At 51.0% G+C, this 13,562-nt stretch carries 5 protein-coding genes; 4 read left to right on the forward strand and 1 reads right to left on the reverse strand.

What is annotated here, in order from left to right:
* Positions 1-74: 74 nt before the first annotated feature.
* The gene (locus GZZ87_RS10210) at positions 75-4,208 is read left to right on the forward strand and encodes a carbohydrate-binding protein (RefSeq protein WP_162051212.1); all 4,134 of its coding nucleotides are present in this window, start codon (positions 75-77) and stop codon (positions 4,206-4,208) included.
* Positions 4,209-4,295: 87 nt separating this feature from the next.
* Here the strand turns inward: GZZ87_RS10210 and GZZ87_RS10215 are convergent, their stop codons facing one another.
* The gene (locus tag GZZ87_RS10215) at positions 4,296-5,165 is read right to left on the reverse strand and encodes an AraC family transcriptional regulator (protein WP_162027263.1); all 870 of its coding nucleotides are present in this window, start codon (positions 5,163-5,165) and stop codon (positions 4,296-4,298) included.
* Positions 5,166-5,307: 142 nt separating this feature from the next.
* On the opposite strand from GZZ87_RS10215, the gene GZZ87_RS10220 reads away from it, so the two are divergent.
* The 3 genes from GZZ87_RS10220 (at position 5,308) to GZZ87_RS10230 (ending at position 13,562) form a co-directional block, all read left to right on the forward strand.
* Complete coding sequence (locus GZZ87_RS10220; protein ID WP_162027264.1) at positions 5,308-9,741, forward strand: carbohydrate-binding protein; 4,434 nt, start codon at positions 5,308-5,310, stop codon at positions 9,739-9,741.
* Between the two features lie 226 nt (positions 9,742-9,967).
* Positions 9,968-11,404, forward strand: coding sequence for a sulfatase (locus tag GZZ87_RS10225; protein WP_162027265.1), 1,437 nt, complete (start codon positions 9,968-9,970; stop codon positions 11,402-11,404).
* Between the two features lie 46 nt (positions 11,405-11,450).
* Positions 11,451-13,562 carry a GH92 family glycosyl hydrolase gene (locus tag GZZ87_RS10230; RefSeq protein ID WP_162027266.1) on the forward strand — a complete coding sequence of 704 codons (2,112 nt, stop codon included), beginning with the start codon at positions 11,451-11,453 and terminating at the stop codon, positions 13,560-13,562.

Raw genomic sequence — 13,562 nt, forward strand, 5'->3', positions numbered from 1 at the left:
GCAGATGCTTTGCTGTCTGCCTTTCCTTAACGCTACCCGTTTTCCAATCACAGACTCATGCACAAGGGCACGTCATGCCTGAGGTGCCCTTGATCGATCGCGACACCTTGATCTTGACGACTAATGATTCGCCCACTCAAGAGAGTGATCGTGCATTTTTCACGCAATCGACGATGGGCAATTATCGCACGACACGTGATGGGCGTATTGCTCTGCATCCTGGTGCACAGTTTATCTGGAACATCGTTGCCCCTGAAAAGTTGAGTAAGCACTTCGTTGATACCGACCCGCTTACGGATGGGTTTAATGAAAACATCTTTATCTATGAACAAGGTCCGCGCGACTCAAACAAGATGGGGGTGATGCCTACTCGTAATATGGGTGGGGTAAACCGCAATATATCGCAGCGTATTAAGAAGCGCGATGGCTATAGCGATGCGGTTTTTAAGCAATTTGCAATTGGCGATGTGGACCCGAATTCTCCATATGCAGAGTTCGATGTGACGCATGGCTGGATTGATGTCTATAAGTTCTATGTATATTCTTATGTGCAAGTGAACGGCAATGGCCCCTTGGACTTTCGTATGAATGCGACCGAGGTGAAGGTGAAAAACCCCAAGACCGCGAATGCCGAGTTTATTAGCATCCGACCTTTGCCTTCCAGTGAGTGGGGCGGGCGACCTGAGCGCGACTTCATGGATGTTCTAGGCGATGTGCCTCCCTTTTTGGAACCTGTGGTGACAGCCGACGGGCAACTACTGGTGGTGCGCATTAACAAGGGCAACTGGCAATATAATCATCCCAACACAGGTGCTCCCACTGCGATCTCGTATACAGATATTGTATATGCGTATTCATCAGATGGGACGATCAATGGCGATCCGAATGACCCGACAGATGGGTTTGATAATCTCATCCCGTTCTCTGTCGCACCCTATGACAAGCGTATCAATGGCGAATGGGAAAACGATGGTGATCCGAATACATCAGGCACAACGTATGGCCTGGCAGTTCACAAATTTCGCGACAGCTTTGGCAATGTAATCCCTGAAGATGGCTTGTTTGGAGGCACGTATCCATGGGTCGATTTCAAGGGCGATAATATCGTATTCACCACTTTTCAGAGTAATCTGAACATTGGAGAAGATCCAGTGACTGGCAGTAAAAAGTTGGGCGTCAATCCGCGCTATAATAATGCATCGCGTGTCGCCGGCGCCGATGAAACCTTTGAGAATTCCGATCCGAAGATGGGATTTGCCGTCGTTGGCTTATGGACTCGGGGCAAGATTATTATGATGGATAACCTGATTAACAATATCGATTATGGTATTCGCAAATCCTATGAGTATGTGCGGGATACCGAGTTGTATAGTGATCCTGTGGCCGCGAATCGTTGGCGTTTGTTGGGCTCAGGTAATTCCAATGGCGATGGCGGAGATTTGAATAAGCCGGTCGCAGCAGGGCAGAACACTGCCTTCTTTGATTCGATGGAGAATATTTTCGGTTACAATGAAAAGATGCATCCCACACTGCCGTATGATGTAGTATGGTGGGTGCAAGATGGCGTGACCACTGCGCAATTTCCTTTTGACGACTATTTGAATCCGAATGGCTTTATCGTATCGCGCATGAACGTAGGCCTGGAGTATCTGCATCTCACGAATGCGAGCAATCATACGGTGACTTTGAAGCCGCACGATGGTTGGGATTGGGTGAATGATGAATTCAATGCACCTGTCCGTTTCGATAATGCTGCCACGGCTTCGCCATTGGCAGAGGGTGGTTGGGATACACCACAATATGGTGAGGCATTTCCAGTAAAAGTGGGGTATGCCAATACAATCACGACCAACGGTGTGCGGGTCGAACCCTTGGCCAATGGAGGGGTGCATGGTAAAGGTGTGTGGCTCGAAGATCAATGGGGCGTCAAATATACGGTGCCCAATAATGGCTCGAAAGCCGACGGAAGTAATTGGTATATCGGAGTCTTTGTCGATTGCCGCTTCAGCGATGGTAGTGATAGCCGCCTCTTAACATTTCCCGATGCGACTGAAGTGAGCCTCACACGAATGAGTGGCGACGATAAGGTGGTGATTCGCCAAGGTGGTGTGCTCATTGCCGAGTTCTTGGTGCCTGATCTCAATGGCTGGGCACATCTCGGAATACAAGTGATGAATGCAGGTAAGATGGTAGAACTCTACCACAATGGCTTCTTGCTAGACTACTTCGAGCATAGTTCGGCTCTATTTCAAATGAACACTGCATCGGGGAACCCCGGCACGCTTTATCTTGGCTCTGCGCAAGACGGTGCAACGAGCTTTAGAGGGTGGTTAGATGATTTCAAAGTGTTTGCGCAGTCCTTTGATCCAGAAGTCTGTGCGAATCACGCAGGTGCCACCCTCGTCGGGGTTGAGTCAAATACAGCACTGGCGAATCAAGCGGCGCTTTATCCGGAGCTTTCCCATGATAACATCACCTTTCAGCTAGCAGCCCTCGGCGGGAAGACCTATGCGCGCTATGCTGCATACTATGATTATACCGGAGATAACAAAGCACATCGTTTTAATCTACCTGCCGGCGTGCACAGTGTGAGAGACGACCTGTTGTTCCCTGAGGCGCCCTTGTTTCACGACGGAAAACGCCCAGAGTCCTCGTTCAACATGTTCTGTTTGAATTGTCATGCCTCGGGTGAGCCGCAAGGCTTGGGGCTCGATGCCTTGGCAGTGAATGATGCACTCATTGCGCGCGACGATCCACGTCGTCAACCCATGCAGCCGGAACCGTATATCAGAGGCTATGTGCCGCAGGATTACTTCGTGGATCTCGGCTATAGTGCTACGAATTCGGCACTAGTGGACAGTAGCTCTGATGGTGATCGTTTGATTGATCGCTATATCCTCGAGACACTCGACCCAACGGTGCGCACGATCAACTCTTACACCGTGTATGGCCAAAATCAGGGGGCGGACATCAATCTGGATAATCTCAGCGAGGGGGGTGTGTTTAACTACGCAGAATATGCAGATTGGGTGACGGATCCAAGCTCTTTGGCGATCGTCGCTAATCCGGATGCCGCACAAGGGAGCCTTGTGATTGATTGGGTGGCGCCGGACTCGACGGGATCAGTGACGCGCAATGACTATCCGTTCACTCTGTTTGCGGATGATATATACGCTGTCGGCGAGTATCCGAAGAACGGTCAGTATACACTGACCACGACTCCATACCGCAATGCTAATGGTGGAGGCGTGAGCGGTGTCGTCGGTGAAATCTCTTTTCGCATTAAAAACATGCCAGTGAAAGCGATTAGTTTCGATTACGAGCCAGGTGGTAAAGATTTAACAATTCTTCCACTGAAAACGGTTCAAGGCGATAAGCTAGGGCATACTAATAGTAGCTGGATGCGCTTCGACAATTTCGACTTTGGCACCGGTGCACAGACGTTGACGGTTCGTTATGCGACCAAGAATAATAATACCCGCATTGAGTTCCGAGATGGGAGTGATGCCGGACCGATCATTGCCTCAATCACAACGCCTTCGACTGGCGACTGGGATGCCTTTCAACTACGCACAATGATTCTACCAGAGACGGTCGTAGGTGTGAAAGATCTGGTGGTGAAATTCGTCGGTGCTGTGAACCTGGATACGTTTCAGTTTATTGATACATGGACGAGTGAAGACATTGGTAGTGTGACGTTACCAGGTGCCTTTACTGAGAGCTCGTTGAAAGTCATCGGTAATGGCGATGTGTGGGGGCAGCATGATAGCTTTCATTTCGTGCACAAAGAGTTGTCTGGTGATTTCACGATGACCGCTCGGTTGGCTGCGTTTGATAAGACTGCCCGTTGGTCAAAGGCAGGCATTATGATTCGTGATACACTCGCGACGGATTCGCTCAATATCATGACATTGCTCACGGATGATAAGAAAATCATTCGCACTCAGTATCGCGACGGTGATCAAACCTCAGATAATACACAGTATGTAGCACACTCGTCGCCGGGTAGCACTCAGAGCCCTTGGTTCCGACTTCAGCGCGTGGGCAATAGCTTCACGAGCTCCTATTCGCAGGACGGCACTACATGGATGACTTCAACGACGATGACGATTCCGATGTCCGGAGATGTCTATGTGGGATTGGCGGTATCCTCGCAGAATAATGATCTCGCAACAGCAAACTTTGCGAATGTGACGATCAGCGAGTAAGTTGCTCTGTTCGCGTTGAGCCTGATGCGTATGATACAGACTCAACGCGAACCTTCCTGATCGATTCGGTGAGCCTCTGCTCTCAGATTAGCTTTGCTGGTTTCGGTAGTGGGTCGGCGGGATGCTGTGGATCGTCTTAAAAGCACGTGTGAAGTGGAATGGGTTATCGAATCCGATATCGAGGGCAATTTTTGTCACCGTATCGCTGGTGTTGAGTAATTGGTTCATCGCGTGGTTCATTTTCATCGCAATCAAACAACGATAAGGGGTGGTGTCATGATAACGCTTGAAGAGCCGTGCGATATAGGAGGGATCGATGTTCATTTTCAGTGCAATATCGTCGACACTGCGTAGCGTGAGATAATCTTTCTCTATGAGCTTGAGCACTTGGCTATAGGTCCTATGGGCCTGATCTTGAACCAGTGGTGTCGCGGTCTCTGTCGTCGTGCGTAGTTTGAGTAAGAGTGCATCAAAGAGATGCTGGCATACGGCTGCTTGCGTCTCTGAAGCAGTATGTGCTTCGGAAGTAATCGTTTCCAGTAGGGCGACCGCTGGGCGAATCGGATGGACCTCGATGAAGGGATTTGAGCGAGCGAGTAAATCATCGTTCAGCCATTCGTCGGCCTGAAAGACTGCGAAATGTTTTCTCAGCGGCATCGACTGATCACTTTTCTCGCGCCAACACGAGCCAGGTCTATAGAGATAGGCCGTTCCCGTTTGCAGGTGACTATAGTGTTCATCGATCCAGCATTCGCCGCGGCCACCTGTGATCAGGACGAGGCAATGGTGGCTGTAGTGATCGCGGCGAAAGTGATAGCTGTTGCGACATTCCTGATAGCCGCCATGTAGAAGCTGAACCTGGCTGTTGCACGCGTGATCCTTTGGCACGCTATAGTAATGCGCGCGCTCAATCTGATCCGGATTGCCTAGCGGCACCGGTATCGAGGGGTGTTTCATTGGGTCAGAAATTGGTAGGAAAGTCCGGCTATCGCTATGGATATCAGGAAGGGGTGAATGTTATAGTATTTAAAGGTAAACGTTTTCTATATGTCTAGCTTATAATGAAGCTTACCCTGTCTCCCCACCTAATCCCCCAAAAATGATAAAACACCGACCCCACCAAAGGTTCGGCATGTTCGTAGTAGCTGCTTGCATGCTGACGACTGCCGTTACAATCAACGCTCAGCAATTTGAAGTAGCGTTTGATCATAGTTCAGCTGCATCCACCTGGGCATCTGATACAATCATATCGGACGAAGAGTTTACGGAAATCCTGTTGGATTTCACGATCGATGCCACCGACGGCACCTTGAGCATGGACGCTTCGACTGACGCGGAGAATCAAGCTGAGTTTGTCAGTGCGATTTCGACTTGGTCGAATTCCGATCTAGGGACTATCGCTGATAGTCGCTTTCATGGCATGCACTTTCAGTTGATTGGGCGTATTGCCGGATCCAGTAATCCGCATAAGTTTTCGTTGATTCGTAACCCGATCGGTCTGGCTGCGCCGTCCAATTCGAATGTGACGAATGATGATCGACGCTTCGATTGGGACGAGAAAATGGTCTGGACCTTAAACACCACGGACCCGATCAGACTCGAATTACTGGAGTGGTCCTACACCAATCATACGAGTGGCTCGAGTTTGAGTGTGAGCGATAATAATACCGATCCGATTGATTTGACCGGGTTGACTGGGGCGGAAGTGGTGCGCACATATACGATGGCAACGCCTGAGGATTTTGACCTGACACAGCAAGACTGGATTCAATTTCGTAAGCCGAACAATGCCGTTGCAGGTGTCGCGTTGAGTGGCATGAAGTTTAGGATTTCGCATGCGCACCCTTCGGTTGTCTATCGCAATGGCATCTCGATGAAGACGGATCGTGATGATGATTATGATCGTGTGATTGAGCGTCTCGATCACTATATGGACTTGGGGATTGATTTGATCCGCGTGACCTCTAACGGAGATTACTTTGATAATGATAAGGCCTACCTGAGGGCATTGGAAGATCCGACAAAGAACTATCCGTTTAAGGTGAAGTTGATCTCGAATAATTCAGCCAATGGTAGCGCCGATCAATTACGGGATTACCTCGGAAATAAGAGTATCACAACTGGTGTCTTTGATGTGTGGGAACCATTACTCGAAGATCAGATGTCGTATACGCTGAATCAGAGTCTGGCTAAAATTCGACGCCATGAACATTGGGATCGTGTGACCTCTGTAGTGGTGCCTCTGGGCTATAGCAGTGAGCCGAAGTATCCTTCGGATAAATTGAACCCGGATGGTAGCACCTCTAAACACTATGCATTCTGGTGTTATAGTGACCACGCCAAGGCACACTTCCGTGACACGATGGAAGCGAAATACGCGGGTCAATCGCCACAACAGGTATGGCCGGGGTCGCCTTGGTCGAGTTGGGAGACGGTCACTGTGCCGAACCCAGGGGATGAAACTGTTGAAGTGTGGAAGGATGTGGTCGACTGGTATCGCCAGTCGCACTTGGACTTCATGTATCTCGCGGTGCGCACATTGAAGAAGTATACAAACAAGAAGCCCGTGATTTATATCCCAGGGGGTGCCTATAATGAGGCAGAGTATGAGCTGGCCTATACCTCGAAGGGGTTAAATGCCGCAGGCTCCGTGAAAACGATGAAGAGCATCGATAGTATTTTCGAAGTGGCGATCAATGAAGGCTGCGACATTCAATACACAGGGCTCAATCGAGTCGGTAGTCGCGAAATTGTGGACGCTGCGATTCGGAAAAACTTTGATGGCTATATTTACGGAGAGAATGCGGGGAATGCCGCGGCCGGATATAATCCGCACAGTCTGGCGAGCATTACCAATGAGTGGGGGATCGATGGTATAGATTTCACTTGGGACACCTGGATCTTTGGTGACGGGCAGAACAGCTATGACGTGGATGAGAACGGAAACGGCGTGGCTGACCTTTTAGAAGATCCTAGTCCGAATGAGCCCTATTTCACTGAACTGAAGGAGGGCTATGCCTATATTCAGGATCCTCAAAGTCCGCACCCGGTTGATTACAATGCGGTCGTGGGTGATTTGCCGGAGTTTATTGAGGCAGGTGATGACGAGTCAATTTGGTGCAACCTGGGAACTGGAGCACTGTATCATCTCGGTTATAAAACGACCCGCTATGACTTAGCGACCAAAGTGCTGGTGGGTAGTCCTGAGCAAGCAGGTGGTCAGCTCCAAGGCAGCACTGCCAGCATCAATGTGTTCCACCCGGAATGGGGCTTTGGGCAGTCGCAGAATGTGTATGTGTATGTGAAGTATTACAATCACGGCACTGGAGAGATTAAACTGAGTTATCAATCGGAGCGCGGTGAACTCATACACCCGGATCGTATTGTCCTCGATGATACGAGCAGTCCCGGATGGAAGATTAAGCGCTTCCATATTTCTGATGCCTTCTTTGAGGGGCGTATCGGCGGTCACGATTTTAGATTGTCGGGTGTGAATACCACGGAGCCTATCATCTTAAATAGCGTGGGGCTCAAGCGTGCCGATACGCTGCAGGCCGTCGACTTCGACGCCGAGTCCGATCCGACGCGAGTGAACTTTATTCGCATTATGGACGACCATGTTTCGTATCTGAAAAATAACACATGGATACGTTTTGAGGATATTAATTTCTCCGTGGATACGAATCGGCTGTCGGTCGAGGTCGCTTGTCCGAGTTCATTAATCGGTGGCACTATCGAAGTCGGCATTGGTTCTGCGGCTTCACGTGCGAACGGGGGCATTAACATGCTGGTGGGACAGATGGCGATCAGTAGTGGGCTCACTGCGGATGAGGCTACATACACCTTCGAAACATGCACCTTAAATGATGTCACAGGCGTGCATGACCTTTATCTACGCTTCGTCGGCGCGGAGCCGAGTGGTAACTTCTTCAACCTACGCTCAGTTGCGATCAGTTCACCGGGCCTTGATATTGGTAAGGAACTCAAGCTGATCGATGTGGCCGATCTCGAATCGCATCATGGCAACGACGATGTCGTGCGCTTTGATGAAGGGGCTGATGTGATCTCCTGGATCCAGAATGATAGTTGGATACGTATACCGTTTTTCAATATGGGATCGGGGGCTTCGAAAGTGAAAATGAATGCTGCGAGCCCTGCTGCAAATGGTGGCACCTTGTCGTTTTCAAATTACGCACTGGACGACGGTTTTGCGTCTGTTGGGATTGATGACAGCAAGTTCCCCGGTGGGTGGAATATCTACGAGGGCCATGTGTATGACGTCGCTGACATGCCGCAGAACCGATCGACGGACCTCTATCTGAATTTCTCAGGAGGTGGTTCCTTCCTGTATAATTTGGACACCATTGAATTCATTCCAGATGAACGCTGGCAGATTGCGGATATCAACGGTGCGACTGGAGGCGTCTTTGTGCATGAGTCGACGGACCATTATACCGTCGGCACTGCTTCTAGGGATATCTGGGGGAGTGCGGACACATTCAGGTATGTCTATCGCCAGCATGTCGGCAGCACAGTGACAGTGACCGCGAAAGTGAGCGACTTTGCCGCAGCGCATAACTGGGCAAAAGTAGGACTCATGGTGCGTGAGGATCTGAGCCCTGGCGCTCGTAATGCGTATGCTTGCTTTACGAGTCAAATGGGCACTGCGCGTTTGCAGGTGCGCAATACGACGGGTGCTGGTTATGGTAAGAATGACCTCAATACCGCTCTCGCGACGGATGCAGAGCAATACATACGCTTACAACGTCGTGGCGATGAGTTTCGCGCATTCTATTCTAGCGACGGTATCGATTGGACTGAAATCGGTGCCCCGCGCACGATCACTGGCCTCAGTGAGAACGCCTACATCGGGATTGCGATCTGTAAGGGCGACACGTCTGCGCCAGCAGTGCAGGCCGATGTGAGTCAGGTGGCTTTTGATTTCGAAACCACTTGGAGTGAGCGCACGCTGGGCGATTCGAATGCCGCTGGTAGCTTCACACGCATTGGCAATGAGGGAGCGATCACAGTGAACGGTGCCGGTGGCGATCATGCGGCATCTGCCGACAGCGAGTCGCATTTCGCGTATAGGCATATCATCGATGAGGACTTCCGGTTCACTGCGCGTGTCACCGGTTTTGCCCTGAATGGTGGGGCCGGGCGTGCCGGTATCATGGTGCGTTCCGTGCTCGATCAGCGAAGCCCGCTCGTGATGACTGCCGTCAATCAGCAGGGTGCGTTCGAATTCCTCGAGAAATTTCACTACAACAGCGATGCGCCCAGTGTCATGGCCAATGGGTCTGCGGCTAGCGGAGACCATTGGGTGCGATTGACGCGCACAAAAGACACGCTCAGTGGATTTTATACCTACGATAGTTATCAATCTGCCGATGGTGTGAACTGGACTCTGATTGACTCCCAGCGAATGGATAAGATTCCAGACAGCGCGTATGTCGGTTGCTTCGTAGCTTCGGGCAATAGCACCACACTGGAATCCGCCACCTTTGAGGAGATTCAAATCGAGCGCTACTAGATCGAGCACTGAAATCTCGTTTGAATCTGAGCCCCGTCATCACATGCGAAATCGAATACGTTCACCATAGTCTCCATTTTTTCAGGGGGTATTTTCACTTTGCGGTGGCACCGCTTGCACGATTGTTTGTCAATAGTGACAAGCGGCTGCGGGCAAAAAGGACTTGCCAAATGTTACATTCACATGAAAGGTAAACGTTTTCTTTTGCTGCAGTCCCACCCAAATTATGAAACCCCCCATTCTAAAACGACTCTTGCGCGCCACATTGTGTGTGGCTGCGCTTACACAGTTGGCGACAGCCAAGCCAGAGCATACCAATTTTATCATCATTCTCGCCGACGACCTTGGCTATGGGGATGTCAATTGCTTCGCGGCAACTAAAGGGTTTCAGACTCCGGAGTTGGATCGCATGGCAAGCGAGGGCATGCGCTTTACCCAGTTTTATGCGGGGGACACCGTGTGCACGCCGTCGCGTGCGGCTTTACTGACGGGGCGCTATCCCAGCCGTATGAATACGAAAATGGGTGTATTCTTCCCCTGGAGCAAAAACGGACTGCCGAAGAATGAGGTGACGATTGCCAAGATGCTCAAGCCAAAGGGCTATACCACAGCGCTGGTCGGTAAATGGCACTTGGGGCATGTGGACGGTTACCTGCCAACGGATCATGGCTTCGATACGTTCTGGGGGGTGCCTTATAGCAATGATATGTCGCAGGATGGCGATATGCCATTGTCGGAGAATGTGCAGTTCTTCGAGGGGATGACCGAGGCGGATTATAAGTCTTACCGTCCACGTGCGCCGAAGGAGGCGAGCACGAAGGGTTATAAAGATTTCAAAGACAAGGTGCCGCTGATGTCGGGCAAAGAAGTTATCGAGTGGCCGGTGGATCAGTGCTACCTGACCAAGCGCTATACCAAGAAGTCCATCGAGTTTATCGAAGCCAATAAGGACAAGCCCTTCTTCCTGTATGTCGCCCATGCGATGCCGCACATTCCACTGTTTGCATCGCCCGACTTCAAAGGCACTACCGAGCGCGGCTTGTATGGTGATGTCGTAGAAGAATTGGACTGGTCGGTCGGTCAAATTCTCGAAGCGCTGCGTCAAAATGGTTTAGATGAGAATACCATCGTGCTCTTTACCTCTGATAATGGCCCATGGAAGAGCATGAAGGAGAACGGCGGTTCGGGCGGTCCTTTACGGGATGGTAAGGGAAGCAGCTACGAGGGTGGCTTCCGTGTGCCGACGATCTTCTGGGCGCCTAGTAAGATTCCTGCAGGTTCCGTGAATGAAGCAATGGCGACTGCGTATGATGTGTTGCCAACGGTTGCCCGTATCTCCGGTGCGGAACTGCCGAAGCGCAAGCTTGATGGTCAGGACCTTGCACCCTTGTTGGCTGGACAGGATATGCAGAATGGTCGCGACGAGTTTATGTATAGCAGCCGCCGCGTGATCCGCGTCGGTGACTGGAAATACCGTAAAGGTAAGACGAATGGTGGCTGGTCTGGAGTGGACAAGAGCTTGCCGAACCCTGAAGTCGAGCAGTTGTTCAATCTCAAGGATGATATTGGCGAGCAGAACAACGTCATCGATCAGTATCCGGAAAAGGCGGAAATGCTGAAACAGCGCTTAGAGCTGATTCGTCAGAGCCTACGCAAGAAGTAACTCGGGTTACACCCGCTCTCAATCAGTTACTGAACCAATAAAAATTATGAACAGAGGACTTACTTTCTGTATTTTCTCCACCTTGTTCTCTCTGGTCGCATTCGCAGAGAAAGAACCGGTCGACTATGTGGATCCCCACATTGGTGGCATTAGCGAATTGCTCGCATCGACGGATCCGATCGTGACGATGCCCGGAGGCACAGTTGAAATCGCGCCCAACCCTTGGCCGGAAGTCATGAACCGTGTAGATCACTACATGGCCGGTAAGGTGTGCAGCTTCTCCATCGACGATGTGCCGATCTATGGAAAGAAGATGACGCCGACTTGGATCATGGCGACCACGGGCGAGTTTAAGACAGCACCGGCAGCCATTACGTCACGCTACGATCATGACTTTGAGATCGCGACGCCGTATTACGCGTCCGTATATTTGGAAGATCACGATGTTACCGTCGAGAACACCGCGACACGCAACTGTGCGTTTTTTCGCTTTACTTTCCCTGAAGACGAAGCCTCGCATATACTCTTCAAATCGCATGAAGTTCGGATCGTTAGCGATCGCGCCTTTGAGGCGAAGCGAGGAAAGAATCGCTATTTCTATGTGGAGTTCAGCAAACCTTTTGCGTCCAGTCAGACATGGAAGGGCGGCGCAGCTGCGAACTACGCAACGGAGGCAGAAGAGCAAGTGCTGGTGCGTGTTGGCGTGTCAGGAAAGAGCTACGAAGATGCGCGCAAGGTGCTGAAAGAGGAACTCCCGAACTGGGACTTTGATGCACAAAAGCAAGTTGCCCGTGATGTCTGGAACGAGTCATTGTCTGTGGTTCAGGTCGAAGGTGGCACCGAGCGCCAGCGCCGACTTTTCTATACCGGACTCTATCGTGTCGGCGGACGCGAGAAACTGCTGGAACGCATGAAGTTTAACACCGACAAAATGCTGAAGAAAGCACAGACATTCGCCAGCCGCCCGAGTGACAAATTGCTGCCACATCAGTTGCGTGATGACTGCATGTTCTTCCAGCCGAACATCGTGCATGCTGCTAAGACGATTATGTTTGCTGAAGGCGAGTTTGATTATGAGCGCGCCTTAGAGAATGTGACTGTGGAGTATACGGAGGCGACTAAATTGCCCTGGAGGCATGGCCCCGCTACTGAGCTGGATCGCTTTCATATCGAGCATGGTTTCTATCCTGCACTGCGAAAGGGCGAGAAGGAAACCGTTAAAGGTGTTCACCATTTTGAAAACCGTCAGTCTGTCTCCCTGACTTTGCAGGCAGCTTACGAGGCATGGTGTGCCGCGCAGGTGGCCAAAGCTGCTGGTGATACGGAGGCATACGAATACTTCAAGGGGCACGCTTACGATTATAAGAACGTCTTCAACACGGAGACGAACTTTGTCGCGCCAAAGGATGCAGACGGCAACTGGATCGAGCCCTATGATCCGCGCTTCTCCGGTGGCTTTGGTGGGCGTGAATATTTCGCTGAAATGAACGGCTGGCTCTATACCTTCTATGTGCCGCATGACCCAGAGGGACTCATTCAGCTCATGGGCGGGCGTGAGGCCTTCATCAAGAAACTGGATCGCCTCTTTGAGGGGCAGTATGTCGAAGCGAAGAAAGCGAAATACGATTTCTTTGGTCAGTTTCCGGACATGACCGGACTGGTTGGCATGTATACGCAGGGCAACGAGTTTTCCCGGCACATTCCATATTTCTATATCTATGCCGGCGAGCCTTGGAAAACGCAGCGGCGTGTGCGTGAGATCATGCGCGTGACTTATGACGATGATCCTGCAGGCATTTGTGGTGATGAAGACCATGGACACATGCTGCATTGGTATATGATGGCGGCGATGGGCATCCATACCAACGGTGTGCTACCGAATTATCCGATCTGGTTGCTCAGCAGTCCTGTCTTTAGCAAGACGACGATTGATCTCGGTGACGGTAAGGCGCTTACCATCGAAGCCAAGGATGCCTCTGCACAGAACAAGTATGTGCAGTCTGCCAAGCTGAACGGCGAGGTGTTGAACCAGGCATGGTTTGCGCATGACGCGATTCGCCACGGCGGACACCTGATCCTACAAATGGGCCCCCGTCCGAACAAGGAGTGGGCTAGCGCTCCCGAAGCGTCACCTCCTTCAATGACTCCAGTTTTATAA

The sequence above is a fragment of the Lentimonas sp. CC4 genome, from assembly GCF_902728235.1.
Taxonomy (GTDB): domain Bacteria; phylum Verrucomicrobiota; class Verrucomicrobiia; order Opitutales; family Coraliomargaritaceae; genus Lentimonas.